We start from the raw sequence: 24,514 nt of genomic DNA on the forward strand, positions 1-24,514 counted from the left end.
TGATCAGCAGGTCGTCAGACGTTATATCCGTAATCAGGAAAAGGCCGACAAAGCTTCCGACTTTGCCGACCTCTTTAATCGTAGCTACTAACTTATAACAAAACCGCTTCTAGCGGTTCAAGCGCAGCGTTTCAAACCTCCACCTCTGGTGGAGGTCATGACTTTTGCAGGGTCGAACCTGAAGATCGGCTGGCCGGCGAGCAGCACCGCCTCGCCGCGATGGTGGAAATGGGAGGCGCAGCCGCGGTCGAGCCGCATCGAGAAGTCGGTCGCGAGCGCGATCTTCGTTTCGGTGTCGGTGACCGAAAGGACGAGGTCGGCAAGCCGGCCGCTTTCGCCGGCCGCATGGAGAAGTTCCGCCGCCACCGCCGCCCTGGCCGGGTCCTTCGCGAAGGCGGCAAGCGGCGCGCCCTTCAGCGCTTGCGCGACCTCCGTCCAGAGCGGCCATTCGGCGCGGAACGGCGCGCCGAGCTCCGCCGGCATGGCCGGCAGCGTGCCGGTCTCTCCCCTGAGATAGGGCGAAAGCGCCTCGACCGCGAGGAGCCGGTCGATGACGGCGCGCACGGAAATCCCGCCGCTCGCCTGCGGGTAGCGGGCCGACGTGAAGGTGACGATGTCCAGCGTGCCGTCCATCGCCGGGACGTTGTCGACCGCGCCGTGAAGCGCCCGGTAGACGACGAGCCAGGCGGCGTCGAACGTGCCCCTGCTGCGGACGGTGCCGTCGCCGATGGCGGCGGCAAGCGCCGCGCCCGCCTTCGCGGCGGCGGCCGTGTCGCCCGTCTGGTTCACATAGGTCATGAGGAAATCCCGCTCCGGCTGGCGCGCCGCGGCGATCTGGGCGGCGTGGAGGCTCTCGCGCAACAGGGCGACGTCCGGCTCGACGGCCGCGACCGCCGGAAGGGCGGGGCGCCCGACGAGCGCCGGCGCCCAGCTCCATAGGCGCGTGAGATCGGCCAGCCGATCCCTGTCGGGGTGGGTCTCGGCGAAGGCCGTCCAGGCGTCCGCGCTCTCCTGCGTGGCGATCAGGCCCGCCTGCAGCAGGGGCAGGCCGTGGCGGCCGGCGGCTTCGGCGAGCGCCGCCTTCTCCGCGTCCGGCCGGTCGATTACCGCCGCGACGATGCGCGGGCTTGCCGTCTCGCGCCGTTCCGCCGGGAGCGCCGCCAGGGCCGCGAGCAGCTTCTCGCCGTCGCCGTAGAGCAGGACGGCGCGGAGCGTCGAGACGAGCGTGCCGATCTCGGCCAGGTTGCCGGTCGAGGCTGCGACGGCGTCGAGGCCGCCATGCGTCGCCTCCAGCGCGCCGGCGAGGTCGGCGGCCTCGCGCACGCCATCCGCGCGAAGCCCGCGCGCGAGGTCGAGCGCCCTGTCGGCCGGAAGGCGTCCGTAGCGGATCTTCAGATAGGCCGCCTCCGCGCCCGCGCCCCTGGCCTTCAGTCTCGGCAGCGCGGCGCGCTCGGCGAGGACCATGTCGGAGAGCGCCAGGATGGCGGGCTCGGCGGGGCAGTCCTGCGCCCGTGCCGGCAGGGCGGCCAAGGTCATGGCGGCGAGGAGAAGGAGAGGCCTCATGTGTCGCATCCGTCCCGAAAAGACCCTTTCGGGCGGAACGCATGGGCGCTCGCGATTATTCGCTCAACGGTCGCAGGCCGCCATCTCGAATGTCGCCGGCGCCTTGCCGTCCCTGAAGACCTCCGGGTTCTTCTCGTAGGCCGGGCCGACGACGAGGGCCTTGGCGGGGAGCGTGCCGCTCTGGTCGGCGCTGGATGTCACCGTCGTTTCGAGCCGCTGCAGCGTCCCGCCGTCCGGCGCGACGACGGCGATCGAGACCTTGTACGGCCTGTCCTTCCTCACGCAGGTGACGTCCGGGCTTTCCAGCACCACGCGCTGCTGGTGGGCGAAGAGCCGGCGCTCCAGCGTCAGCGGCGCGCCGCCGGCCGGGTTCTCGAACTCCGCCCGCACCACCGAGCCCTCCGGAACGGGCTGCGCCCGGTCGAGCGTGACGAGATAGGTCGCATAGGCGAGCCGGTAGTTGAAGACGAAGAGCTTGCCGGAGAGCACCAGCGGCTCGTCGCCGCCCTCGCGCTGGCAGGCGGCGAGCAGGAGGGCGAGGATCACGACGAGGGGCTTCACGGGCGGATCTCCTTCCTGCGGCGGCGGTAGTGGCGGCTCGCCTTCACGCGGTTGCCGCAGACGGCCATGTCGCACCAGGCGCGCGAGCGGTTGCGGCTGCGGTCGAGGAAGAGCCAGCGGCAGTTCGGGCAGATCTTCAACCGGTCCGGTTCGGACAACGCGACGAGCGACAGCGCCGAGCGCGCCGTCGCCGTGTCGAGCGCCTGCGGCCGGTCGCCGGAGCGGCGCAGCGTTTCGGCGACGCGTTCCAGCAGGTCGGCGAGCAGCGCGGGCGATCCGTCGCCGCGCGCTTGCGCGCGAAAATGCCGGTCGATCGCCTCGCGCAGCGCCAGGAAGTTTTCACGCGCATCGGCCGCGACCGGCTCCAGCCGGCCGAAGCGGTCGCGCTCCGCCCCGTGCCGGTTCGCGCCTCCGGCGAAGGCGCCGATCAGCGCCGGGTCGGCGAAGCGGTCGATCCGCCGGGCGGGATCGTCGCGCAGCACGACCGAGTTCGCCACGTCGAGGGCGAGCGAGCCGCCGGAGAAACGGTGCGGGGTCCAGGCGAAGGTCATGGCATATTCTAACTGGCAAAAGCGATTTTACCAGTTATAAATCCGCCATGGCCTATGTCCTGCAGCAGATCGCCAACGCCGCGCCGGTCGCCGCGCTCTATGCGGTGCTCGCCTTCGGCTATTCCGTCGCCTTCGCGGTGACGCGGCGGGCCGACATCGCCTATGGCGCGCTCTTCGCCTTCGCTGGGCAGGTCTTCGTGCTCTTCTCGGTCATCGGCTGGAGCGGCTTCTGGCTGGTGCTGCCGGCGGCCCTTGCGCTCGGCGCGGCGGCGGGCCTCGTCTACGGCGTCGGCGCGGGCCTCGTCGTCGGCCGCCATGTCATGCGGCCGCTCGCCTTCTCCTCGGGCAACACCGTGGTGGTCGCGGCGCTCGGTGTGGTGCTGGTGCTGATGGAGACGGCGCGGCTTGCCGCCGACACGAGGAGCTTCTGGCTGCCGCCGCTCCTCGAGGCGCCGATCGTGCTGTGGGACGATCCTGCCTTCCCGGTGGCGCTGACGATGCTGCAGATGCTGAACACCGCGGCGATGGCCGGCATCGTCGCCGCCGGCCACCTTTTCCTGTCGCGCTCCGCCTGGGGCCGGCGCTGGCGCGCCGTGTCGGAGGACCGGCTGGCGGCGGAGCTCTGCGGCGTCGACGCCGCCGCCGTGTTCCTGTCCGCCTATGCCGGCGCGGCGCTCGTCGCGAGCCTCGCGGGCATCCTCGCCACCGCCTATTACGGCACGATGGATTTCGGCGCGGGGCTGGTCTTCGGCGTCAAGGTGCTGTTCGTCGCCGCCATCGGCGGGGCGGGGCGGCCGGCGCACGCGGCACTCGGCGGCGCGGCGATGGGGCTCGCCGAGACGCTGTGGAGCGCCTACGGCGCCGTCCTCTGGCGCGATCTCGTCATCTTCTCCGGCCTCGTCCTGCTGCTCGTCCTCTTCCGCCGCGAGCGGCCGGTGCCGTGAGGCCTCAGGACCACTTGTCCCGCGCCCGGTCGTCGCTGTCCTTCGCCTCTACCCAGCCGCCCGCGGAGCCGTCGGTAAAATGCTCCTTCTTCCAGAAGGGCGCGGAGGTCTTGAGGTAGTCCATCACGAAGGAGGCGCCGTCGAAGGCGGCGTGGCGGTGGGGGGCGGCGGCAAGCACGAGGACGATGTTCTCGCCGGGCGCGATCCGGCCGACCCGGTGGATCGCCGTGACGGCGGTAAGCGAGAAGCGGGCGACGGCCTCGCCGCAGATGCGGTAGATCTCCGCCTCGGCCATGCCGGGATAGTGCTCCAGCTCCAGGCCCGAGAGCCGTCCGTCCTCGTTCCGGCAAAGCCCGGTGAAGGCGACGACGGCGCCGATGTCGGCGCGGCCAGCGGTCAGGCGGGCGGTCTCGGCGGCGACGTCGAAATCCTCCGGCCCGACGCGCACGGTGATCACGGCCTCAGCCCCCGGTCATCGGCGGGAAGAGGGCGATCTCCCGCGCGCCCGCGATCGGTTCGTCGTGCTCGACATGCTCCTGGTCGATCGCGATGCGGATCACGTCGCCGTGCTCCAGCGCATGGGCATATTCCTCGCCGAGCGTCTTCAGATGGGCGATCAGATCGGCGCCGGTGCGCACGGAGGCGGGAAGCGCGATCTCCTCCTCGCCCTTGCCGATGCGCTCGCGAACCCAGGCGAAGTAGACGAGCCGCGCCATCTCACTCGTCCACGATGTGCTTGAGCCCGGCGCGGAAATAGTCGTAGCCGGTATACATGGTGATGAGCGCGGCGATCCACAGCAGGCCGATGCCGATGCCGGTGGCGAGCCCCGTGTCGGCGGCCTCGGGCGGGATGTCGTCGAGCGCGGGGCCGACGAGCAGCAGGGCGATCGCCACCATCTGGATCGCCGTCTTCCACTTGGCGATGCGCGTCACCGGCACGGAGACCTTGAGGCCGGCGAGATATTCGCGCAGGCCCGAGACGAGGATCTCCCGGCACAGGATGATGATCGCCGCCCAGATCGTCCAGCCGGCGATGGTCCGGTCGGCGGCCATCAGCAGCAGCACCGAGGCGACCAGCAGCTTGTCGGCGATCGGGTCGAGCATCCGGCCGATGTTCGAGGTCTGGTTCCAGATGCGGGCGAGGTAGCCGTCGAGATAGTCGGTGATCGACGCCGCCGCAAACAGCCAGAAGGCCGACCAGCGCGCGAAGTCCGAGGACTGCAGCCGACCCTCCACGAAGAAGCACAGCACGATCAGCGGCACGGCGAGGATCCGGCCATAGGTGAGGAGGTTCGGAATGTTGTACGCGGGGGAAGCCATGGATTCTTCGGTCTCGGTGTTTCCGCTAGATGAGGGCTTTGCGGGCGTGCCGTCAACCGTTGTTTCCGTCCTTTCGTGGCGAATTTGCGGTTGTGCCCGGCTAGAGCGCCGCATCCTCGTGGAAGTGGTTGTAGACGAGGCGGGCGACGCTCTCGGAAATGCCCTCCACGGCCATCAGGTCGCTCATCGCCGCGCGCGAGACCGCCTTGGCGGTGCCGAAATGCTGGAGCAGCGCGCGCTTGCGCGTCGGGCCGATGCCGGCGATCTCGTCGAGCGGGTTCTTCACCAGCTCCTTCTTGCGCCGCGCCCGGTGCGAGCCGATGGCGAAGCGGTGCGCCTCGTCGCGCAGCCGCTGCACGAAATAGAGCACGGGGTCGCGCGGCGGCAGCGAGAAGTCCGGCACGCCCTTCATGAAGAAGCGCTCGCGCCCGGCCTCGCGGTCGGCGCCCTTGGCGACGCCGATCGCCACCACCTGGTCGGTGATGCCGAGCTCCTCCAGGATCGCCCGGACGGCCGTCATCTGTCCCTGGCCGCCGTCGATCAGGATCACGTCCGGCCAGGCGGGGAAGGGGAGGTCGGCGGCGTCCGCACCCGCCTCGGCGCCGCGGTCCGGCAGGCCTTCCTCCTTGATGAGGCGGGAGAAGCGCCGCGTCATCACCTCCTTCATCATGCCGAAGTCGTCGCCCGGCGTGATCTCGGTCGAGCGGATGTTGAACTTGCGGTACTGCCCCTTCACGAAGCCGTCCGGCCCCGCCACCACCATGCCGCCGACGGCGTTGGTGCCCATGATGTGCGAGTTGTCGTAGATCTCGATGCGGCGCGGCACGGCGGGCAGCTTGAAGGTCGCGGCGAAGCCCTCGAGCAGGCGCGACTGCGAGGCCGTCTCGGCGAGCTTGCGGCCGTGCGCCTCGCGGGCGTTGGCGGCCACGTGGTCGACGAGGTCCTTCTTCTCGCCGCGCTGCGGCACCTGGATCGACACCCGGTGGCCGGAGCGCTCCGTGAGCGCCCGGCTGAGCAGGTCGATCTCCTCCACCGTCTCGGAGAGCAGGATCTGCCGGGGACAGGGCTTGTCGTCGTAGAACTGGGCGAGGAAGGCGTTCAGCACCTCGCTGCCGGAAAGCTGCGGGTCGGCCTTGGGGAAATAGGCGCGGTTGCCCCAGTTCTGCCCGGTGCGGAAGAAGAAGACCTGGATGCAGGAGACGCCGCCCTCGTGGTGGATGGCGAAGACGTCCGCCTCCTCGACGCCGGAGGGATTGATGCCCTGGTGGCTCTGGACGTGGGAAAGGGCGGCGAGGCGGTCGCGGTAGACGGCGGCGCGCTCGAAATCGAGCTCTTCGGCCGCCGCGTTCATCGCCGCCGCCATCTCCGCCTTCACCTTCTGGCTCTTGCCGGAGAGGAAATCCTTGGCCTCCTGCACGAGTTCGGCATAGTCGGCGTCGGAAATCTCGTAGGTGCAGGGGGCGGAACAGCGCTTGATCTGGTAGAGCAGGCAGGGGCGCGTGCGCGTCTCGAACACGCTGTCGGTGCAGGTGCGCAGCAGGAAGGCGCGCTGCAGCGAGTTGATCGTGCGCCCGACGGCGCCGGCCGAGGCGAAGGGGCCGAAATAGTCGCCCTTGCGGCTCCGCGCGCCGCGGTGCTTGAAGATCGCCGGCGCCCGGCTGTCGCCGGTGACGAGGATATAGGGGAAGGACTTGTCGTCGCGCAGCAGCACGTTGAAGCGCGGGCGCAGGCGCTTGATGAGGTTCGCCTCGAGAAGCAGCGCCTCCGTCTCGGTCCGCGTGGTGACGAATTCCATGTTCGCCGTCAGGCGGATCATCTGCGCGATGCGGTTGGAATGGCCGCGGCCCTGGGCGTAGTTGGTGACGCGCTTCCTGAGGCTGCGCGCCTTGCCGACATAGAGCACGTCGCCGTCCGCGTTGAACATGCGGTAGACGCCGGGGCTGTTCGGCAGGCGCTTGACGAGCTCCTGGATCAGCGCCGCGCCGGAAAGGCCCTCCGGCACGTCGCCGCCCTCGTTCCAGTCGATGCCGGGCGTGGCGGTGCCGGCGGCCGGGCCTTCGGGGGCAAGCTCGTCCTCGTCGTCCGTTTCGTTCTCGTCGTAGAGGATGCCGCCATCCTCCACCTTCCGGCTGTTCATTCCGCAATCTCCGCCACGTCCGGCGTTTCCCAGGCGAGGTGCTGGCCGCCGTCGAGGGCGATCATCTGCCCGGTGATCGAGGGCGTCTCGAACAGGAAGCGCACGGTGCGGCCGAACTCGTCGAGTCGCGGCCCGCGCCTCAGGATAAGCCCCTCGACCTGCGCCTGGAAGGCCGCATCGTCCTGCCGCTCGTTCGGCAGCGACGGGCCCGGGCCGATGGCGTTGACGCGGATCCTCGGCGCGAAGGCCTGCGCCATCGTCCGCGTCGCCATCCACAGCGCCGACTTCGACAGCGTGTAGGAATAGTAGCGCGGCGTCGGGTTCCAGACGCGCTGGTCGATGATGTTGACGATCGCTCCCTCGCAGCCGTCCGGAAGCTGGCGGGCGAAGTCGCGGGCGAGGATCGACGGCGCCTTGACGTGGACGGCGAAATGCCGCTCCCACAGCGCGTCGGAAAAATCCTCCACCGTGTCCGGCTTGAACAGCGAGGCGTTGTTGACGAGGAGGCCGATCGGGCCGAGCGCCGCGCGGGCGCTCTCGACGAGCCCTGCCGTCGCCTTCCCGTCGGCAAGGTCGCCCTGCACGACCGCCGCCAAAAGGCCGCGCTCCGCGAGCGCGCGCGCCAGCGCCTCGGCCTCGGCGAGCGATCGGTTCGCGTGGATCGCCACAGCGAAGCCGTGGGCGGCGAGGTCTTCCACGATGGCCCTGCCGATGCGTCTCGCGCCGCCCGTCACGAGGGCGGTTTTTTTATGCGTCTTCAAGAAAAGTCCGTCCTGCCGATTCATTCGATCAACCGGCAAAAGATATAGACAAGAACGCGCAGGCTTAAACTCCCTCGGGCAATTGATTGCGGAAAAATTAACGTCGGAAGTTACTTTCAAGTATTTCCATGTGTATTTTCAATAATAATAGACTTTCTGATTTTATGGTTAACAAATCGCCTGTTACGGGAAAGTCACATCCAATTCCTGCCGCATGCCTGCCTCGATAATTTCACATTTTCGCTCTTTCAATTCCTCAATCTTTATTCAATTTCCTCTCAACCGGGCGGGACGAATTCAAGTGGCGATGCCTCGCCGACCTCGCTCGGCGGGCATCGTTTAGTAAAGGAGAATGGCATGCGTACACTCATCACCACGCTGGCGGCTTCGGCTCTTTCGCTCGTCGCCTTCCAGGCTGCCCAGGCCGCCGATGCGGTCATGGACATTCCGCAGGCTCCGGCCGCCGAATATTCCGAGCCGGCCGTCGGCAACTGGGCCGGCGCCTATGCGGGCGGTACGGCGAGCTGGCAGAAGGGCGTCTTCAAGCGCCAGAGCGGCAACAAGGCCTACGGTGCCGGCGGCGGCGTCTACGGCGGCTACAACATGCAGAGCGGCCAGATCGTCTACGGCGGCGAAGGCGACCTGAACTATTCGGGCATCGATTCCCGCAACGCCGTGCGCGAGGCCCAGCAGGGTCTCAACGGTTCGGTCCGCGCCCGCGTCGGCGTCGACCTGAACCCGGTCCTGCTCTACGGCACCGCCGGCGTGGCCGCCTCGAACGCCCAGATGGAGGACGCCACGAGCAAGGACGACCGCACCCTCTACGGCTGGACGGCCGGCGTCGGCGCGGAAGCCTTCGTGACCAACAACATCACGGCGCGCGTCGAGTACCGCTACAGCGACTACGGCAAGAAGGACTTCAACCTCGACAGCGGCAACGTCCGCTCGGGCCTCAACGACCACAGCGTCCGCGTCGGCCTCGGCGTGAAGTTCTGATCCCTGCGGTCGCGCAATACGGAAAGGCCGGGCGAAAGCCCGGCCTTTCGCGTTTCCGTCAGCCCTTGAACAGGGCGTAGTCGGGGAACACCGCCTCGAAGCGGGCGAGGAAGCGCTTCAGCTTCGGCCGGCCGCGCTGCCACTTGCCGGCAAAGCGCAGCTCGATGTAGCGCAGCATCGCGGCGAGCGCGAAATGGCCGGCATGCGGCTTCCGGCCGAGGCGCGGCATGTTGGCCTCCAGATGGTCGAGCGCGCGCTCCACCTTCGCCCATTGCCGGTCGATCCACGGCTGGTGCACCTTCTCCTCCGGCCGCATGCGGCGCTCGTAGACGATGGCAAGCAGGCTGTCGCAGACGCCGTCGGCGGTCGCCTCGAGGATCTCCACCTCCGTGCGCCTGGCCGCGTTGCGCGGGTAGAGCGAGCCGCGCGTCTGCCGGTCGATATAGTGCATGATCGTGCGGCTGTCGTAGATCGCCAGGCCCTCGTCGGTGAGGAGGGCCGGGATCTTGCCGAGCGGATTGGCGGCGATGAGCTCGGCCGGATCGGCATTGGTGTCGACGGAGACGGTCGTCGCCGCAAGGCCGGCATAGTGCGCGGCCATGCGGACCTTGGTGGAATAGGGCGAGAGGTCGGAGGAGAAGATCTTCATGGGCGTGGTCCTGTTTCAGCGGATCGGCGGCAGTTCGACGGTCTTCGCCCGGCAGGCGGCGCGGTCGACCTCGGGGCAGGGGCGGAAGGCAAGGTCGCTCGTCAGGCAGATGCGGACCTCGGCGAGGCGCCCGTCCTCGCAGGTGACGGCGACGCCCTTTCGCGCCAGGCCGGGATTGGCGGTAAGGAAGGCCTGCTCGACCGCCTCCGGGCTCATGCGCTCCGTCGCGCGGATGCGGGCAAGCCCGGGCGGGATGGCGATGCGCTCGCGCGCGGCGCGCACGACGGAGAAATAGTCCTTCTGGCCTAGGCCCGAACAGCTTCCGTGCTTGCGCCACTGGTGGCCGATCAGGCCCATCGAGGGGATGATGTCCATGACGGTGCGGCCGAGCGCGTCGGGCACCCGGTCCGGCTGGCGCGTCGGGCAGAATTCCGGATAGCCGCGCTCGTATTGCGGCCACAGGCCGTGCACGATGAAGCCGTATCCGCCGCCTTTGCGGCACTGCTCGCCGCCGCCGCCCGCGTCGTTCTCCGCGCACCAGCTCGGCGACCAGGAGAGCGACAGGACGTAGAAGTCGAAGCCCTTGCCGAGCGGTGTCGCCGCCCGGCTTTCATGCGCCGGCGCGGTCTCCGCATGGCCGCCGGCCGGCTGCTCCTCGCCGCAGGCGGCGAGGAGAAGGGCGAGCCCGGCTGCGGCGGACGGCAGGAATCGCGGCATGGATCAGCGCAGGGACCGGCAGGCGGCGCCGTAGACGTGCCAGGGATCGAGGCCGGCGACGCAGAATTCCACATGCAGGCCGTAGCCGGCGAAGCCCATGCCGTGCTCCACCAGGTACCAGAGATCGTGCCGCCCGCCGTCCGAGAGCGCGATGTCGGCGTGGCAATAGTGCCGCTCGACGGACGAGATGTCCGCCGTGCGCGGCTCGGCGCGCGTCAGGCGGATGCCGTCGATCGCGTCGATCGTCGCATCGATGCCCTGGTAGACGGGCGCGTGGCGTGCGAAGTCCCGCGCGATGGTCTCCAGCACGGCCGGCTCGCCGCAGGCGCCGCCCGCTGCCGCCGGCGCCGCGAACCCGGCGAGCGGCAGCGCGGCGATCGCCGCAAGGATTGGCTTCATGGTCGTCTCCCGATGTTCGCCCGACATTGCTTCGGCCTTGCCGTTCCGGTCAAGAGGACTTCGCCTCGCCGGCGATCCGGAAGGCGCGCGCCGAGGCGAAGCGGTCCTGCGCCAGCCGCGCCCTGAGGAAGGGAAGCAGCACGTCGAGCTCGCCCTTCAGCGTATAGGGCGGATTGACGACGACGAGGCCGGAGCCCGCCAGTCCCGGCTCGCGGTCGCTCTTCACCGAGAGTTCGGCGCAGAGGATCTTCGGGATGCCGCTTTCCTTCAGCGCCTGGTGGAAGGCTGCGACCGGCGCGCCCTTCTTCAGCGGATACCACAGGCAGTAGACGCCGCCGGGAAAGCGCCGCCAGGCCTTCTCCAGCCCCTCGGCCAGCCGCTCGTACTCGCCCTCGACCTCGAAGGGCGGGTCGACCAGCACGATGCCGCGCTTCTCCTTCGGCGGCAGGTGGCCGCCGAGCGCGAGCCAGCCGTCGAGCCGCGTGATCCGGCTCTGGAAGTCGCCGTCGAAGAGGCGGTGCAGGGTCTCGTAGTCGTCGGGATGCAGCTCCATCGCCGACAGCCGGTCCTGCGGGCGGAACAGCATGCGCGCGAGTTTCGGCGAGCCGGGATAACGGCTTAGCCCCCCGTCCGGATTCAGTTTGCGAACGACTTCGAGATAAGGTGCAAGGATCTCGGCGACGTCCGGCGGCATGTCGCCCTCGAGGAGGCGGCCGATGCCGTCCCGCCATTCGCCGGTCTTCTGCGCCTCCTCGCTCGCAAGGTCGTAGAGGCCGATGCCGGCATGGGTGTCGAGCACGCGGAAGGCCTTGTCCTTGCCCTGCATGTAGGTGACGAGGCGGGCGAGCACGGCATGTTTCAGGACGTCGGCGAAATTGCCCGCGTGATAGATATGGCGATAGTTCATGCCGCTCCCGCGCCTGTCTTGGAAAGATATGCCTTTTGGTCGCTCCCGCCCTGTCCTATAGAAAAGCCATGAACGTTGCGACCCCCCATCTCGGAAAAGCCCGGATCGGCCATTCGGCCTGCCCGCACGACTGTCCCTCCACCTGCGCGCTGGACGTGGAGATCGGCGCCGACGGCCGCATCGGCCGCGTCAAGGGCAGCGCCGACAACAGCTACACGGCGGGCGTCGTCTGCGCCAAGGTCTCGCGCTATGCCGAGCGCCTCTACCATCCCGCCCGGCTGATGAAGCCGATGATCCGCAAGGGCGAGAAGGGCGGTGGCGACTGGGCCGACATCTCCTGGGAGGCCGCGCTCGACGCCGTTGCGGAGGCCTTCGTCAGGGCCGAGCAGGCGCATGGCAGCGAGGCCGTCTGGCCCTATTACTACGCCGGCACGATGGGGCTGGTGCAGCGCGATTCGATCGACCGCCTGCGCCATGCCAAGCGCTATTCCGGCTTCTTCGGCTCGATCTGCACCAACACCGCCTGGACCGGCTTCACCATGGGCGCCGGCACGCTGAGGGGCCCGGACCCGCGCGAGATGGCGACGTCCGACTGCATCGTCATCTGGGGCACCAACCCGGTCTCCACCCAGGTCAACGTGATGACCCATGCGGTGAAGGCCCGCAAGGAGCGCGGCGCGCCGATCGTCGTGGTCGACGTCTACGACAATCCGACGATGAAGCAGGCCGACATGGCGCTGAAGCTGCGCCCTGGCACCGACGCGGCACTCGCCTGCGCCGCCATGCACGTCGCCTTCCGCGACGGCCATGCCGACCGCGCCTACATGGCGAGATACGCCGACGATCCGGCGGGGCTGGAGGCGCATCTTTCGACCCGCGACCCCGTCTGGGCGGCGGAGATCACGGGCTTGACGGTGGAGGAGATCGAGGCCTTCGCCGCACTCGTCGGCCGCACGAAGCGCACCTTCTTCCGCCTCGGCTACGGCTTCACCCGCGGGCGCAACGGGGCGGTGTCGATGCATGCGGCGCTGTCGCTGCCGACCGTGCTCGGCTCCTGGCAATACGAGGGGGGCGGGGCCTTCCACAGCAATTCCGACATCTTCCGGCTGAGGAAGAGCGAGCTGATCGGCGTCGCCGATCCGGACATCCGCATGCTCGACCAGTCGCAGATCGGCAGGATCCTGACGGGCGACGCCGTGGCGCTGCGCCATCGCGGCCCCGTCACCGCCATGCTGATCCAGAACACCAATCCGGCCAATGTCGCGCCCGAGCAGCGGCTGGTGAAGCGCGGCTTCCTGCGCGACGATCTCTTCGTCGCCGTGCATGAGCAGTTCATGACCGATACGGCCAGGCTCGCCGACGTCGTGCTGCCCGCCACGATGTTCGTCGAGCACGACGACATCTATCGCGGCGGCGGCCAGAGCCACATCCTGCTCGGCCCCAAGCTGGTGGAGCCGCCGCCGACCGTGCGCACCAATCTCTTCGTCATCGAGGAGCTGGCGAAGCGCCTCGGCGTCGCCGACCGGCCGGGCTTCGGGCTTTGCGAGCGCGAGCACATCACCCGCATGCTGCCGCACTACGACCTCGATTTCGACGGCTTGAAAGAGGAGAGGTGGATCGACTGCCAGCCGGATTTCGAGACGGCGCATTTCCTCAAGGGCTTCAACTTCCCCGACGGAAGGTTCCGCTTCCGCCCGGACTGGACCGGGACGCCGGCGCCGAACCGGCCGCCGAAATCGCTCGGCGCCTTCGGCCCGCACGAGGCGCTGCCGGTCTTTCCGGACTACGTGGCGGTGATCGAGGTAGCGGACGAGGCGCATCCCTTCCGCCTCGCCACCTCGCCCGCCCGCACCTTCCTCAACTCCTCCTTCACCGAGATGAAGAGCTCGCGCGAGCGGGAAGGCCGGCCGGAGGTGATGATCCATCCGCAAGACGCGGCGCGACACGGCATCGGCGAGGGCGACGTCGTGCGCCTCGGCAACGATCGCGGCGACATCCGCCTGCATGCGAAGGTCACCGAGGCCGCCAAGCCCGGCGTGCTGATCGCCGAGGGCATCTGGCCGAACGACGCCCATCTCGACGGCGAGGGCATCAACGTGCTCACCGGCGCCGATCCGGTCGCCCCCTATGGCGGCGCGGCCTTCCACGACAACCGCGTCTGGCTGCAAAAGGCCTGATTTCCCCGACTGCCCAAGGACCCTCCATGACGGCCGACACCGCCTCCGCCATCCGCATCGCCGACGAGACCACCGTCTGGAAGCGCTTCATCCACCTGCGCACCATCGTGCTGGAGCAGACCCGCGCCGACGGCCGCACCGAGCGGCTCGACCGCGAGGTGCACGACCACGGCCACGCGGCCGCCGTGCTTCTCGTCGACCCGGCGCGCCAGGCGGTCGTGCTGGTGCGGCAGTTCCGTCCCGGCGCCTTCTTCGGCGGCCATGAAGACGGTTTCCTGCTGGAGGTGCCGGCCGGCCTTCTCGAAGGCGAAAGCCCTGCGGCGACGGTGGAGCGCGAGGCGATGGAGGAGACCGGCTATGCCGTCTCCGGCGCGCGCCATCTCTTCGACACCTATGTCAGCCCGGGCACGGTGACCGAGCGGGTGAGCTGCTTCGTCGCCACGGTCGACGCCGGCCGGCCGGCCGGCAAGGGCGGCGGCGTGGAGGGCGAGGGGGAGGACATCGAGATCGTCGTCATGCCGATCGACGAGGCCTGCGCCCTCGTCGCCTCCGGCGGCATCCTCGACGCCAAGACGATCATCCTGCTGCAATGGCTGATGCTGAACCGCGCGGAATTCGTGCCCAAAGCCTAGAACTCCGCGCCTGGACGGAATTGCCCGAGCGCGGAAAGGTGGCTTCGATTCAAGGATGTAGGTGCGCGTCCGTTCGGACGCGCGGTGCCTCTGCCGTCAGGGCTGCTCCCGGGTGCCCGGCGCGGCATCGCGCTCGTCGTCGTCCTCGAGGTCGGAGGCGACGATGAAGCTGTCGCCGGCATGTCCCGCCTGGCGCAGCTCTTCCGCCGCGGCCCGCTTCGACATGACGTCGTCCGGCTCGACCTCCCTGCGGCCGTCGCGGCCCTTCAGCGAGGCGTCGGTGGTCTCGTTGGTGACGTCCTGGTCCTTGATGTCCGGCGCTCCGGCCGTCTTTGGCGCATGGGGCATGGCGCTTCTCCCGTTGATCTTGAAGACCAACGTTCCGGCAGCGTGGAGGTTCCGGGAACGGCGGCTCAGATCGCCGCCGGCGAGATGAGGCAGGCGCCCTCGACGGACGGCAGCGGACCGTCGGCGACGGCCCTGCCGCCTTCCATGCGCACGCGGCCTTCCGCCACCAGCCGGAGCGCCAGCGGATAGCTCCTGTGCTCGACCGTCAGCACCCGCGCGGCGAGCGTCCCGGCCGTATCGTCCGGCCGGACCGGCACGGCGGCCTGGACGATCGAAGGGCCCTCGTCCATGCCTTCCGTCACGAAATGCACCGTGCAGCCGGCGATCCGCATGCCGGCGTCGATGGCGCGCTGGTGCGTGTCGAGGCCCGGGAAGAGGGGGAGCAGCGCCGGGTGGATGTTGAGGATGCGGCCCTCGTAGCGGGCGATGAAGGCGGCGGAGAGGAGCCGCATGTAGCCGGCGAGGCAGATGAGATCCGGCGCGTGGGCGTCGAGGGCCGCAAGGATCGCCGCCTCGTGCGCCTCCTTGCCGGAAAAATCCCTGCGCGGGAAGGCCCGGGTCGGGATGCCGAGGGCTGCTGCCTTTTCGAGCCCGCCGGCCTCCGCCTTGTCGGAGAAGACCGCGACGATCTCGGCGGGGAAATCGGGTGCCGCGGCCGCCTTCGCCAGAGCCAGCATGTTGGAGCCGCCGCCGGAGATGAAGGCGACGACGCGCTTGCGCGGGCCGTTCATAGGGCGAGCGCGCCCTTGTAGACGGTGCCGGTATAGCCTTCGCTCCGCGCCACCATGCGGCCGAGGCGGAAGACGCTCTCGCCCTCGCGCGTCAGCACGGCGGACACCGCCTCGACCTTGTCTTCGGGCACGACGGCGATCATGCCGACGCCGCAGTTGAAGGTGCGCAGCATTTCCGTTGCCGCGACGCCGCCGGTCTTCGCGAGCCACGAGAACACGGCCGGCGCCTTCACCGCGTCGAGGTCGATCTCGGCGGCGAGGTGTTTCGGCAGCACGCGCGGGATGTTCTCCGGGAAGCCGCCGCCGGTGATATGGGCGAGCGCCTTGATCGCGCCCGTCTCGCGGATCGCTTTCAGAATTGGCTTCACATAGATCTTCGTCGGCGTCAGCAGAGCCTCGCCGAGGCTTTTTCCCGTGTCGAAGGGGGCCGCCGCGTCCCAGCCGAGGCCGGAGAGCGAGACGATCCGGCGCACCAGCGAATAGCCGTTGGAATGGACGCCGGAAGAGGCAAGGCCGAGGATCACGTCGCCCTCGGCGATGTCGCCGGAAGGCAGCAGCTTGCCGCGCTCGGCAGCGCCCACGGCAAAGCCGGCGAGGTCGTAGTCGCCATGCGAATACATGCCGGGCATCTCCGCCGTCTCGCCGCCGATCAGCGCGCAGCCCGCCTGCCGGCAGCCCTCGGCGATGCCCTCGACGATCGCCGCACCCTGCGCGGGATCGAGCTTGCCGGTGGCGAAATAGTCGAGGAAGAACAAGGGCTCGGCGCCCTGCACGACGAGGTCGTTGACGCACATGGCGACGAGGTCGATGCCGACGGTGTCGTGGCGGTCCGCGTCGATGGCGATCTTGAGCTTGGTGCCGACGCCGTCGTTGGCGGCGACGAGCACGGGGTCGGTGAAGCCGGCCGCCTTGAGGTCGAACAGGCCGCCGAAGCCGCCGATCTCGCCGTCGGCGCCGGGACGGCGGGTGGAGCGGACGGCGGGCTTGATCTTCTCGACCATCAGGTTGCCCGCGTCGATGTCGACGCCCGCGTCGCTGTAGGTCAGACCGCTCTTTTCCGACTGGCTCATGGCTCTCGTCTCCGGCTTGAGGCTCTTGCCGCCCGATTGGCATGGCGGGGCGGCAAGTGCAAGGAGAATGCCGGGAATACGGGGATTTTTTTACCGCTGGGTGTACCCCCTCCCTGCCGGGCATCCCCTTGCGGGAAGGGCTATCGCATATGGAATGCGACGTCGCCGTTCTTCCCTTCTCCCCGGCGGGGAGAAGGTGGCCCGAAGGGTCGGATGAGGGGGTGATACGGGTGGAAATCCTTTGCGTTTTCTTGCCTTCGGCATCCCCCTCATCCGCCTGCCGGCACCTTCTCCCCGCGGGGGAGAAGGGAGTGCCGCAACGGGTTCCTTCCATATGCGATCGCCTTGCCACATGCGATCGCCTGCCACAAAGGGGGGAGATCGGCAGGCCAGAGGCGAGTGCCCAGGGATACACTCTGGGGAAATCGAGGAAAACCGTAGGCCCTCCAAGCCGAAAACACGGCGATCCACGGGCCGCCGGCCGTTCGGCCGTGCCGCCGAGCCTTGACCTTTCTTCCCCCCGCATCCTATCTCCTCAGCAAAGGAAGCGGGAAAACGAGCGATGGCAGCCCATATCAGCGGCGCGGGACTGAAGCGGCAGGTCGTCTTCTGGCTGATCGCGCTCGCCGCCTTCATCCTGTTCCTGATGGTCTTCAGCGACATCCTGCTGCCCTTCATCGCCGGCCTCGCGCTCGCCTATTTCCTCGATCCGGTGGCCGACCGGCTGGAGAGGCTCGGCCTTTCCCGGACGATGGCGACGGTCGTCATCCTGATCGCCTTCGTCGTGCTCTTCGCGCTGTCGCTGATGATCGTCATCCCGCTGCTCGCCACCCAGGCGGCGGATTTCCTGGAGAAGCTGCCGGGCTACATCGCCAAGCTGCAGGAGCTCGTCACGAGCTTCGACCCGCAGCTTCTGCCGGGCTGGATCAGCAGCCAGATGGGCACGATCAAGCAGAGCTTCTCGACCATCCTCGGCGAGGGGGCGGGCTTCCTCGGCACGGTCGTCAAGCAGATCTGGAACTCGGGCATGGCGCTGGTCAACATCGCCTCGCTGCTCGTCATCACCCCGGTCGTCGCCTTCTACATGCTGCTCGACTGGGACCGGATGATCGCCAAGATCGACGCCATGGTGCCGCGCGACCATGTCGAGACCGTCCGGCGGCTGGCGCAGGAGGTGAACGACGCGGTCGCCGGCTTCGTGCGCGGCCAGGGCTCGATCTGCCTCATCCTCGGCCTGTTCTACGGCATCGGGCTTTCCTTCGCCGGGCTCAACTTCGGCCTGCTCATCGGCCTCTTCGCCGGGCTGATCAGCTTCATCCCCTATGTCGGCTCGCTGGTCGGCCTCGTTCTGTCGGTCGGCGTCGCCGTCGTCCAGTTCTGGCCGGACTACATGTCGGTCGGCATGATCGTCGCCATCTTCTTCGTCGGCCAGTTCATCGAGGGCAACATCCTCCAGCCGAAGCTCGTCGGCTCGCGCGTCGGGCTGCATCCGGTCTGGCTGATGTTCGCGCTCGTCGCCTTCGGCGCGCTGTTCGGCTTCGTCGGCCTGCTCGTCGCGGTGCCCGCGGCGGCGGCCGTCGGCGTGCTTGTGCGCTTCGGCATCGAGCGTTACCTTGACAGCGATCTCTACCACGGCCACAGCAAGCCGACCCTCGTCGAAGAGAACATTCCGCCGGAATGAGAATGCCATGACATCGCGAAAGACCGCCGAACAGTTGCCGCTGGCCTTCGGGCACGAGCCTGCGACGGGCCGCGACGACCTGCTCGTCGCCGCACCCGTGAACGCGGCCGTGGCGCTGGTCGACGCCTGGCCGGACTGGCGCTCGCCGGTCGCCGTCATCGCCGGCCCGGTCGGCTCCGGCAAGTCGCACCTCGCCGCCGTCTGGCGCGAGAAGGCGGGCGCGGCCCTCGTCGTCGCCCGGCCCGGCGCCGGCGCGGAGGAGGCGGCTGCCCGCGGCCCGGTGCTGGTCGAGGACGCCGACCGCGACGGCTTCGACGACCGCACGCTCTTCCACATGATCAACACCGTCCGCCAGAACGGCCACACGCTCATGATGACGAGCCGCCTCTGGCCGATGTCCTGGCCGGTCACGCTGCCGGACCTCGCCTCGCGCCTCAAGGCGGCGACGGTGGTGGAGATCGGCGAGCCCGACGACGAGCTCCTCTCGCAGGTGATCGTGAAGCTCTTCGCCGACCGCCAGCTCTTCGTCGACGACCGCCTCGTCGCCTACATCGTCGCGCGCATGGAGCGCTCGCTGGAGGCGGCGCAGACGCTGGTGGAGCGCCTCGACCGGCTGGCGCTCTCCCGCGGCAGCCGCATCACCCGCGCGCTCGCGCGGCAAGTGCTCGGCGAGATGGTCGGCGGCGAGGATTGACTGTCACAGTTCCGTCGTCAAACTGCTGTACGAGCCGGGTATCGGGCACGGAGCATTTCCAGCAAAAGCGCGGAACGCGGTTTTGCGCAAGGACAATGCGTGACACAAAGGCTTCAGGGCGGATTTTGAAATGGATACAGCAGCTTCGCAAGCCTCTCTGGAACAGCCGGCGGAGGCGGTGCCCGAAGGTGGCGCGGCCGATCCCGTCGCCGAGCTGATGGCGAGCCCGACGCGCTTCATCAACCGCGAATTCTCCTGGCTGCAGTTCAACCGCCGCGTCCTCGAGGAGACGCTGAACACGGCCCATCCGCTCCTGGAGCGGGTGCGCTTCCTGTCGATCTCGGCGGCGAACCTCGACGAGTTCTTCATGGTGCGCGTCGCCGGGCTGGAAGGCCAGGTGCGCCAGGGCGTCGGCATCCGCAGCCCCGACGGGAAAACCTCGGCCGAGCAGCTCGACGACATCCTGAAGGAGATCGACAACCTGCAGATGGAGCAGCAGGCCTCGCTCGCCGTGCTGCAGCAGTATCTCGCGCGCGAGGACATCCTGATCGTGCGGCCCTCCGCGCTCTCCAACGAGGACAAGGTCTGGCTGCAGCAGGAGTTCAACCAGTCGATCTTCCCGGTGCTGACGCCGCTCTCCATCGACCCGGCGCACCCGTTCCCCTTCATCCCGAACCTCGGCTTCTCGATCGGCCTGCAGCTCGACAGCACGCACGGGCGCGAGCCGATGACGGCGCTCCTGCGCCTGCCCGTCGCCCTCGACCGCTTCATCCGCCTGCCGGACGTCGACCAGACGATCCGCTACATCACGCTGGAGGACGTCGTCGGGCTCTTCATCGGAAAGCTCTTCCCCGGCTATATCGTGCGCGGCTCGGGCACCTTCCGCATCATCCGCGACAGCGATATCGAGGTGGAGGAGGAGGCCGAGGATCTCGTGCGCTTCTTCGAGACGGCGCTCAAGCGCCGCCGCCGCGGCTCGGTGATCCGCATCGAGACGGATTCGGAGATGCCGGAATCGCTGCGCCGCTTCGTGGTCGGCGAACTCGGCGTGCCGGACAACCGCGTCGCGGTCCTCCCCGGCCTGCTCGCCCTCAACACGCTGTCGGAGATCGCCAAGGCGCCGCGCGACGACCTCAGGTTCGAGCCCTACAATGCGCGATTTCCCGAACGCGTCCGCGAGCACGCCGGAGACTGCTTCGCCGCCATCCGCGAGAAGGACATGGTGGTCCACCATCCCTACGAGAGCTTCGACGTGGTGGTCCAGTTCCTGCTCCAGGCTGCGCGCGATCCTGACGTCCTGGCGATAAAGCAGACGCTCTACCGCACCTCCAACGACAGCCCGATCGTGCGCGCGCTGGTCGATGCGGCCGAGGCCGGCAAGTCGGTGACGGCGCTGGTCGAGCTCAAGGCCCGCTTCGACGAGGAGGCGAACATCCGCTGGGCGCGCGACCTGGAGCGCGCCGGCGTGCAGGTCGTCTTCGGCTTCATCGAGCTGAAGACCCACGCCAAGATGTCGATGGTGGTGCGCCGCGAGGAGGGCCGGCTCAGGACCTATTGCCACCTCGGCACCGGCAACTATCATCCGGTCACGGCGAAGATCTACACGGACCTGTCCTTCTTCACCTGCAACACGACGATCGCCAACGACATGGCGAACATCTTCAACTTCATCACCGGCTACGGCGAGCCGGAGGCCGGCATGAAGCTCGCCTTCTCGCCCTATACGCTGCGCCCGCGCATCCTCAAGCACGTCGAGGAGGAGATCCAGCACGCCAGGAACGGCGCGCCGGCGGCGATCTGGATGAAGATGAACTCGCTGGTCGACCCGGAGATCATCGACGCGCTCTACCGCGCCAGCCAGGCGGGCGTCGAGATCGACCTCGTCGTGCGCGGCATCTGCTGCCTGCGCCCGCAGGTGCCGGGTCTGTCCGACAACATCCGCGTGAAATCCATCGTCGGCCGCTTCCTGGAGCACTCCCGCATCTTCTGCTTCGGCAACGGCCACGGGCTTCCCTCCGACAAGGCGCTGGTCTATATAGGCTCGGCGGACATGATGCCGCGCAACCTGGACCGGCGGGTCGAGACACTCGTGCCTCTGATCAACCGGACGGTGCATGAGCAGGTCCTCTCGCAGATCATGCTGGGCAATCTGATCGACAACCAGCAGAGCTACGAGATCCTGGCCGACGGCACGTCGCGGCGCATGGAGGTGCAGCCCGGAACCGAGCCGTTCAACGCTCAGCACTACTTCATGACCAACCCCAGCCTGTCGGGCCGGGGCGAGGCCCTGAAGTCCAGCGCACCGAAGGCGATCGCGGGCTGGCAAGGCCGCCGGAAGAAGTAAACTGGACATGCATGGTCGAATCTGAAGCCCAGGGGCGTCTGCCTGGAATTGCCCCGGTCTCCGTCGTGGACATCGGTTCGAACTCGATTCGCGTCGTCATCTACGAGGGCATGAACCGCACGCCGGCCATCCTCTTCAACGAGAAGGTCATGTGCGGTCTCGGCAAGGGGCTGGCGAAGACCGGCCGCATGGACGAGGCGGGCGTCGTGCGCGCGCTCGCCGCCCTCCACCGCTTCAAGGCTCTGTCGAAACAGGCCCGCGCCTCCACCATCTACGCGCTCGCCACCGCCGCCGCCCGCGAGGCGGAGAACGGCCCGGACTTCATCCGCCAGGCGGAGATGATCCTCGGCGGCCGGGTGCGGGTGCTCACCGGCGAGGAGGAGGCCTATTTCTCCGCGCTCGGCATCGTCAGCGGCTTTCACGACCCGGACGGCGTCGTCGGCGACCTCGGCGGCGGCTCGCTGGAGCTCGTGGACGTGGCGGGCGGGCGCATCGGCAAGGGCGTCACCCTGCCGCTCGGCGGCATCCGGCTGTCGGAGGCCTCCGGCGGCTCCGTCGCCCAGGCCCGCACCGTGGCGCGGAAATACCTGCGCAACGCCGCGGCGCTGAAGGCGGGCCAGGGCCGCGCCTTCTACGCCGTCGGCGGCACCTGGCGCGCGCTCGGCGCCCTGCACATGCAGATGTGCGACTATCCCCTGCACATGATCCAAGGCTACGAGATCGGCTTTTCCGAGGCGATGGACTTCCTGACGGACGTGGTGACGGCGAAGGACACCAAGGACGGCGCCTATGCCGCCATCTCCAAGGCCCGCCGCGGCCTCCTGCCCTTCGGGGCGGTGGCGATGCAGGAGACGATCGCGCTGATGAAGCCGTCGCGCGTCGTCTTCTCCGGCCAGGGCGTGCGCGAGGGCTATCTCTATTCGCTGCTGCCGGAGCGCGAGAAGGCGCGCGATCCGCTCTTGGCAGCCGCCGGCGAGCTCGCCATCCTGCGCGCCCGCTCGCCCGAGCACGCCCGCGAGATCGCCGACTGGACCGGGCGGATGATGCCCGTCTTCGGCATCGAGGAGAGCGAGGAGGAGAGCCGCTACCGCCAGGCCGCCTGCCTGCTCGCCGACATCAGCTGGCGCGCGCATCCGGACTATCGCGGCCTGCAGGCGCTCAACATCATCGCCCACGGCACCTTCACCGGCATCAGCCATCCCGGCCGCGCCTATATCGCGCTCGCCAACTACTACCGCTTCGAGGGCCTCAACGACGACGGCGAGACGGGGCCGCTCTCGGCGATCGCCACGCCGCGGCTGCGGTCGCTCGCCAAGCTGCTCGGCGGGCTCCTGCGCATCGCCTATCTCTTCTCCGCCTCCATGCCCGGCGTGGTGCCGAGCCTCGCCTTCCGCCCGTCGCCGGCGCCCGGCATCGACCTCGACCTCGTCGTGCCGCCGGACTATTCCGAGCTTGCCGGCGAACGGCTCGACGGCCGGCTGCAGCAGCTCGCCCGGCTCACCGGCAAGAACCTCGCCTTCCGGTTCCTGTGAGGGCGTGTGCCGTGCGGACGACGAGCCTCCTCCTTCTTGCCGGCCTGCTTTTCCCGACCGCCGCGGCGGCGCAGGACTGGCAGGCCGTCGAGCGCGTCGAGACCTATGCGGTGGAGGGGCAGAGCGGCATCGACCTCTACCGCTCGATCGGCGCGCGCGGCCCGAAGCTCGGGCTCGCCCGCGTCATCGCCCATACCACCTTCAAGCTCACCTGGACGCGCAAGTACGAGCGGCGCGGCGACGCCTGCGTCATCGCCGTCAACCGGCCGAAGCTCGTGATCACCTACACGCTGCCGAAGGCGAAGGGAAAGCTTTCCGAGCCGCTGAGGAGCCGCTGGGAGACCTTTGCGGCCGGTGTCGCCGCGCACGAGAAGGTGCATGGCGACTTCATCAAGGACATGGTGCGCGAGATCGAGGCGATGAGCGTCGGCCTGACGGCGGAGAACGATCCGGAATGCCGCAAGATCCGCGCCGACCTGCAGGCCCGCCTCGGCGCGCTCTCCAACGCCCAGCGCGCCCGCAGCCGCGAGTTCGACCGCGTCGAGATGGGCGAGGGCGGCAATGTCCACCAGCTCGTGCTCGGGCTGGTTGATCCGCGCTAGCAAAACGCCGCCGTGTTGTCTTGCCGGGCGCCTTCCGGTAGCATCCGCGGCAGTTGGTCAGGAACGCGTTTCGGCAAGGGGAGATTGATATGGCGACTTTCAAGACGAAGGCGGTCGGAGGGGCGGGCGTCGAGTTCGCGGCACTCGATATCGAGGCGCTCGCCGGCTACGATTTCTGGCGGGCGACATCCAAGTCCGTCAAGCTCTACGACAATGCGTCGAACTACACGCTCTTCAGCGGCAGCGGCATCAGGTTCAAGCAGTCGGGCGGCACGCTCAAGGACGTCACCGCCGGCACGGTCAAGGGCCTGGACGTCGTGGTGAGCGGCGCGAAGCTGCTCTCCGTCACCGGCCTCAACCTCAAGGCCTCGAAGATCTACGACTATTTCGAGGAGAACAACGCCAAGGGGGCGCTGAACTACCTCCTGTCCGGCCATGACAAGATCACCGGCACCAAATATGCCGACCAGCTTTCCGGCGGCGCCGGCAACGACGTCATCAAGGGCGGGGGCGGCCGCGACGTGCTTTCGGGTGGCGCCGGGCGGGACACGCTCGACGGCGGCACGGGCAACGACAGGCTCTCGGGCGGCAGCGGCAACGACAAGCTCTTCGGCGGCTCGGGCGCCGATTTGATATCCGGCGACTCGGGCAAGGACATCTTGCAGGGCGGCAGCGGCAACGACACGCTCATCGGCGGCTCCGGCAACGACACCCTGATCGGCGGCACCGGCGGCGACACGCTTCACGGCGGTACGGGCAACGACACCCTGAAGGGCGATGCCGGCAGCGACACGCTTTACGGCGGCAGGGGCGCCGACAAGCTCTCCGGGGGCAAGAACGCGGATGTCTTTGTCTTCAAGTCAATCGCGGAGTCGACCGTGGCGAAATCGGGCCGAGACACGGTGTACGATTTCTCGCACGGCCAGGGCGACAAGATCAACCTCAAGGCGATCGACGCCAACCAGCAGAGAGGCAGCTACAGCGACCAGAGTTTCACCTTCATCGAGGACGACGCCTTCAGCGGCAAAGCCGGCGAGCTGCGCTACGAGAAGAAGGGCAGCAACACCTATCTCTACGGCGACGTGAACGGAGACGGAAAGGCGGACTTCTCGATCCTCTTCAGAGGGGCGATCGACTTCGTGAAGGGCGACTTCATCCTCTGACGCTTGGCTTTCGCGGGCGTCGCATCCGGCGCCCG

Annotated in this window: 25 protein-coding genes and 1 pseudogene; 11 read left to right on the plus strand and 15 right to left on the minus strand. The window is 68.5% G+C overall.

All coding sequences use genetic code 11. The features are described 5' to 3' along the window. Nucleotides 1–91, plus strand: a pseudogene (locus tag NNZ72_RS25580) (IS200/IS605 family transposase); the annotation flags it as partial. 26 nt (nucleotides 92–117) lie between these two features. On the opposite strand, the gene NNZ72_RS05375 reads toward NNZ72_RS25580, so the two are convergent. From NNZ72_RS05375 to NNZ72_RS05385, 3 genes are all read right to left on the minus strand, one after another. Beyond that, nucleotides 118–1,563, minus strand: a complete 1,446-nt coding sequence (locus NNZ72_RS05375) for a hypothetical protein (protein ID WP_257313753.1) — start codon at nucleotides 1,561–1,563, stop codon at nucleotides 118–120. Nucleotides 1,564–1,626: 63 nt separating this feature from the next. Next, nucleotides 1,627–2,124, minus strand: a complete 498-nt coding sequence (locus NNZ72_RS05380; protein ID WP_257313758.1) for a hypothetical protein — start codon at nucleotides 2,122–2,124, stop codon at nucleotides 1,627–1,629. Beyond that, entirely contained in the window at nucleotides 2,121–2,675 is a 555-nt protein-coding gene (locus tag NNZ72_RS05385; protein WP_257313762.1) for a CGNR zinc finger domain-containing protein, read from the minus strand. Before NNZ72_RS05385 ends, NNZ72_RS05380 begins: the two co-directional genes overlap by 4 nt. A 47-nt stretch (nucleotides 2,676–2,722) precedes the next feature. Here NNZ72_RS05385 and NNZ72_RS05390 point away from each other — a divergent pair, with 47 nt between their 5' ends. Then, entirely contained in the window at nucleotides 2,723–3,619 is an 897-nt protein-coding gene (locus NNZ72_RS05390) for a branched-chain amino acid ABC transporter permease (protein ID WP_257313765.1), read from the plus strand. Nucleotides 3,620–3,623: 4 nt separating this feature from the next. On the opposite strand, the gene NNZ72_RS05395 is transcribed toward NNZ72_RS05390, so the two are convergent. The 5 genes from NNZ72_RS05395 to NNZ72_RS05415 all read right to left on the minus strand — a co-directional run bounded on the left by NNZ72_RS05395 (nucleotide 3,624) and on the right by NNZ72_RS05415 (nucleotide 7,837). After that, the gene (locus NNZ72_RS05395) at nucleotides 3,624–4,076 is read right to left on the minus strand and encodes a molybdenum cofactor biosynthesis protein MoaE (RefSeq protein ID WP_257313768.1); all 453 of its coding nucleotides are present in this window, start codon (nucleotides 4,074–4,076) and stop codon (nucleotides 3,624–3,626) included. A 4-nt stretch (nucleotides 4,077–4,080) separates the two neighbouring features. Beyond that, nucleotides 4,081–4,335 (minus strand): molybdopterin converting factor subunit 1, encoded by a 255-nt coding sequence (moaD, locus tag NNZ72_RS05400; RefSeq protein WP_257313770.1) that lies wholly within the window; start codon nucleotides 4,333–4,335, stop codon nucleotides 4,081–4,083. A 1-nt stretch (nucleotide 4,336) separates the two neighbouring features. Next, nucleotides 4,337–4,939 (minus strand): CDP-diacylglycerol--glycerol-3-phosphate 3-phosphatidyltransferase, encoded by a 603-nt coding sequence (pgsA, locus tag NNZ72_RS05405; protein WP_257313773.1) that lies wholly within the window; start codon nucleotides 4,937–4,939, stop codon nucleotides 4,337–4,339. A gap of 100 nt (nucleotides 4,940–5,039) precedes the next feature. Then, nucleotides 5,040–7,076, minus strand: a complete 2,037-nt coding sequence (gene uvrC, locus NNZ72_RS05410) for an excinuclease ABC subunit UvrC (protein ID WP_257313775.1) — start codon at nucleotides 7,074–7,076, stop codon at nucleotides 5,040–5,042. Next, nucleotides 7,073–7,837, minus strand: a complete 765-nt coding sequence (locus NNZ72_RS05415; protein WP_257313777.1) for an SDR family oxidoreductase — start codon at nucleotides 7,835–7,837, stop codon at nucleotides 7,073–7,075. The genes uvrC and NNZ72_RS05415 overlap by 4 nt, the downstream gene beginning before the upstream one ends. Nucleotides 7,838–8,194: 357 nt before the next feature. Here NNZ72_RS05415 and NNZ72_RS05420 point away from each other — a divergent pair, with 357 nt between their 5' ends. Next, the gene (locus NNZ72_RS05420) at nucleotides 8,195–8,833 is read left to right on the plus strand and encodes an outer membrane protein (RefSeq protein WP_257313779.1); all 639 of its coding nucleotides are present in this window, start codon (nucleotides 8,195–8,197) and stop codon (nucleotides 8,831–8,833) included. Between the two features lie 58 nt (nucleotides 8,834–8,891). Here the strand turns inward: NNZ72_RS05420 and NNZ72_RS05425 are convergent, their stop codons facing one another. Genes NNZ72_RS05425 through NNZ72_RS05440 form a run of 4 tightly spaced genes read right to left on the minus strand, consistent with a single transcriptional unit; the run spans nucleotide 8,892 to nucleotide 11,505 of the window. Beyond that, nucleotides 8,892–9,482 carry a glutathione S-transferase gene (locus tag NNZ72_RS05425; RefSeq protein WP_257313782.1) on the minus strand — a complete coding sequence of 197 codons (591 nt, stop codon included), beginning with the start codon at nucleotides 9,480–9,482 and terminating at the stop codon, nucleotides 8,892–8,894. A 15-nt stretch (nucleotides 9,483–9,497) separates the two neighbouring features. Next, nucleotides 9,498–10,199 carry a ribonuclease T2 family protein gene (locus NNZ72_RS05430; protein WP_257313783.1) on the minus strand — a complete coding sequence of 234 codons (702 nt, stop codon included), beginning with the start codon at nucleotides 10,197–10,199 and terminating at the stop codon, nucleotides 9,498–9,500. 3 nt (nucleotides 10,200–10,202) lie between these two features. Continuing rightward, entirely contained in the window at nucleotides 10,203–10,598 is a 396-nt protein-coding gene (locus NNZ72_RS05435; protein WP_257313785.1) for a hypothetical protein, read from the minus strand. 49 nt (nucleotides 10,599–10,647) lie between these two features. Continuing rightward, on the minus strand, nucleotides 10,648–11,505 hold the full coding sequence (locus NNZ72_RS05440) for a 23S rRNA (adenine(2030)-N(6))-methyltransferase RlmJ (RefSeq protein ID WP_257313787.1): 858 nt from the start codon (nucleotides 11,503–11,505) through the stop codon (nucleotides 10,648–10,650). 50 nt (nucleotides 11,506–11,555) lie between these two features. On the opposite strand from NNZ72_RS05440, the gene NNZ72_RS05445 reads away from it, so the two are divergent. Both NNZ72_RS05445 and NNZ72_RS05450 read left to right on the plus strand, forming a co-directional pair. Continuing rightward, entirely contained in the window at nucleotides 11,556–13,682 is a 2,127-nt protein-coding gene (locus NNZ72_RS05445) for a molybdopterin-containing oxidoreductase family protein (protein ID WP_257314214.1), read from the plus strand. 26 nt (nucleotides 13,683–13,708) lie between these two features. After that, complete coding sequence (locus NNZ72_RS05450) at nucleotides 13,709–14,314, plus strand: NUDIX domain-containing protein (RefSeq protein ID WP_257313789.1); 606 nt, start codon at nucleotides 13,709–13,711, stop codon at nucleotides 14,312–14,314. A 96-nt stretch (nucleotides 14,315–14,410) separates the two neighbouring features. Here the strand turns inward: NNZ72_RS05450 and NNZ72_RS05455 are convergent, their stop codons facing one another. The 3 genes from NNZ72_RS05455 to purM all read right to left on the minus strand — a co-directional run bounded on the left by NNZ72_RS05455 (nucleotide 14,411) and on the right by purM (nucleotide 16,463). After that, complete coding sequence (locus NNZ72_RS05455; protein ID WP_257313791.1) at nucleotides 14,411–14,662, minus strand: hypothetical protein; 252 nt, start codon at nucleotides 14,660–14,662, stop codon at nucleotides 14,411–14,413. Between the two features lie 65 nt (nucleotides 14,663–14,727). Beyond that, nucleotides 14,728–15,393 carry a phosphoribosylglycinamide formyltransferase gene (gene purN / locus NNZ72_RS05460; protein WP_257313793.1) on the minus strand — a complete coding sequence of 222 codons (666 nt, stop codon included), beginning with the start codon at nucleotides 15,391–15,393 and terminating at the stop codon, nucleotides 14,728–14,730. Continuing rightward, the gene (gene purM / locus NNZ72_RS05465; protein ID WP_257313795.1) at nucleotides 15,390–16,463 is read right to left on the minus strand and encodes a phosphoribosylformylglycinamidine cyclo-ligase; all 1,074 of its coding nucleotides are present in this window, start codon (nucleotides 16,461–16,463) and stop codon (nucleotides 15,390–15,392) included. The genes purN and purM overlap by 4 nt, the downstream gene beginning before the upstream one ends. A 562-nt stretch (nucleotides 16,464–17,025) precedes the next feature. Here purM and NNZ72_RS05470 point away from each other — a divergent pair. The 6 genes from NNZ72_RS05470 (at nucleotide 17,026) to NNZ72_RS05495 (ending at nucleotide 24,479) form a co-directional block, all read left to right on the plus strand. Then, nucleotides 17,026–18,144: an AI-2E family transporter gene (locus tag NNZ72_RS05470; protein WP_257313796.1), complete on the plus strand. Its 1,119-nt coding sequence runs from the start codon at nucleotides 17,026–17,028 to the stop codon at nucleotides 18,142–18,144. Nucleotides 18,145–18,151: 7 nt separating this feature from the next. After that, entirely contained in the window at nucleotides 18,152–18,838 is a 687-nt protein-coding gene (gene hdaA, locus NNZ72_RS05475) for a DnaA regulatory inactivator HdaA (RefSeq protein ID WP_257313800.1), read from the plus strand. Between the two features lie 130 nt (nucleotides 18,839–18,968). Further along, nucleotides 18,969–21,182, plus strand: coding sequence for an RNA degradosome polyphosphate kinase (locus NNZ72_RS05480; protein ID WP_257313803.1), 2,214 nt, complete (start codon nucleotides 18,969–18,971; stop codon nucleotides 21,180–21,182). Nucleotides 21,183–21,193: 11 nt separating this feature from the next. Next, entirely contained in the window at nucleotides 21,194–22,714 is a 1,521-nt protein-coding gene (ppx, locus tag NNZ72_RS05485; RefSeq protein WP_257313805.1) for an exopolyphosphatase, read from the plus strand. 11 nt (nucleotides 22,715–22,725) lie between these two features. After that, the gene (locus tag NNZ72_RS05490; RefSeq protein WP_257313808.1) at nucleotides 22,726–23,316 is read left to right on the plus strand and encodes a DUF922 domain-containing Zn-dependent protease; all 591 of its coding nucleotides are present in this window, start codon (nucleotides 22,726–22,728) and stop codon (nucleotides 23,314–23,316) included. A gap of 89 nt (nucleotides 23,317–23,405) precedes the next feature. After that, nucleotides 23,406–24,479 carry a calcium-binding protein gene (locus tag NNZ72_RS05495; RefSeq protein WP_257313811.1) on the plus strand — a complete coding sequence of 358 codons (1,074 nt, stop codon included), beginning with the start codon at nucleotides 23,406–23,408 and terminating at the stop codon, nucleotides 24,477–24,479. Nucleotides 24,480–24,514: the final 35 nt, after the last annotated feature.

Source organism: Shinella pollutisoli (assembly GCF_024609765.1).
GTDB lineage: Bacteria > Pseudomonadota > Alphaproteobacteria > Rhizobiales > Rhizobiaceae > Shinella > Shinella pollutisoli.

Excerpts from the sequence above, each read along its gene's own strand:
- ppx (WP_257313805.1), top strand. The coding sequence starts at position 21,194 with ATGGTCGAATCTGAAGCCCAGGGGCGTCTGCCTGGAATTGCCCCGGTC.
- NNZ72_RS05430 (WP_257313783.1), bottom strand. The coding sequence starts at position 10,199 with ATGCCGCGATTCCTGCCGTCCGCCGCAGCCGGGCTCGCCCTTCTCCTC.
- NNZ72_RS05470 (WP_257313796.1), top strand. The coding sequence starts at position 17,026 with ATGGCAGCCCATATCAGCGGCGCGGGACTGAAGCGGCAGGTCGTCTTC.
- NNZ72_RS05375 (WP_257313753.1), bottom strand. The coding sequence starts at position 1,563 with ATGAGGCCTCTCCTTCTCCTCGCCGCCATGACCTTGGCCGCCCTGCCG.
- NNZ72_RS05425 (WP_257313782.1), bottom strand. The coding sequence starts at position 9,482 with ATGAAGATCTTCTCCTCCGACCTCTCGCCCTATTCCACCAAGGTCCGC.
- NNZ72_RS05450 (WP_257313789.1), top strand. The coding sequence starts at position 13,709 with ATGACGGCCGACACCGCCTCCGCCATCCGCATCGCCGACGAGACCACC.
- NNZ72_RS05385 (WP_257313762.1), bottom strand. The coding sequence starts at position 2,675 with ATGACCTTCGCCTGGACCCCGCACCGTTTCTCCGGCGGCTCGCTCGCC.
- purM (WP_257313795.1), bottom strand. The coding sequence starts at position 16,463 with ATGAGCCAGTCGGAAAAGAGCGGTCTGACCTACAGCGACGCGGGCGTC.
- moaD (WP_257313770.1), bottom strand. The coding sequence starts at position 4,335 with ATGGCGCGGCTCGTCTACTTCGCCTGGGTTCGCGAGCGCATCGGCAAG.
- NNZ72_RS05440 (WP_257313787.1), bottom strand. The coding sequence starts at position 11,505 with ATGAACTATCGCCATATCTATCACGCGGGCAATTTCGCCGACGTCCTG.
- purN (WP_257313793.1), bottom strand. The coding sequence starts at position 15,393 with ATGAACGGCCCGCGCAAGCGCGTCGTCGCCTTCATCTCCGGCGGCGGC.
- hdaA (WP_257313800.1), top strand. The coding sequence starts at position 18,152 with ATGACATCGCGAAAGACCGCCGAACAGTTGCCGCTGGCCTTCGGGCAC.
- NNZ72_RS05435 (WP_257313785.1), bottom strand. The coding sequence starts at position 10,598 with ATGAAGCCAATCCTTGCGGCGATCGCCGCGCTGCCGCTCGCCGGGTTC.
- NNZ72_RS05420 (WP_257313779.1), top strand. The coding sequence starts at position 8,195 with ATGCGTACACTCATCACCACGCTGGCGGCTTCGGCTCTTTCGCTCGTC.
- NNZ72_RS05390 (WP_257313765.1), top strand. The coding sequence starts at position 2,723 with ATGGCCTATGTCCTGCAGCAGATCGCCAACGCCGCGCCGGTCGCCGCG.
- uvrC (WP_257313775.1), bottom strand. The coding sequence starts at position 7,076 with ATGAACAGCCGGAAGGTGGAGGATGGCGGCATCCTCTACGACGAGAAC.
- pgsA (WP_257313773.1), bottom strand. The coding sequence starts at position 4,939 with ATGGCTTCCCCCGCGTACAACATTCCGAACCTCCTCACCTATGGCCGG.
- NNZ72_RS05455 (WP_257313791.1), bottom strand. The coding sequence starts at position 14,662 with ATGCCCCATGCGCCAAAGACGGCCGGAGCGCCGGACATCAAGGACCAG.
- NNZ72_RS05495 (WP_257313811.1), top strand. The coding sequence starts at position 23,406 with ATGGCGACTTTCAAGACGAAGGCGGTCGGAGGGGCGGGCGTCGAGTTC.
- NNZ72_RS05480 (WP_257313803.1), top strand. The coding sequence starts at position 18,969 with ATGGATACAGCAGCTTCGCAAGCCTCTCTGGAACAGCCGGCGGAGGCG.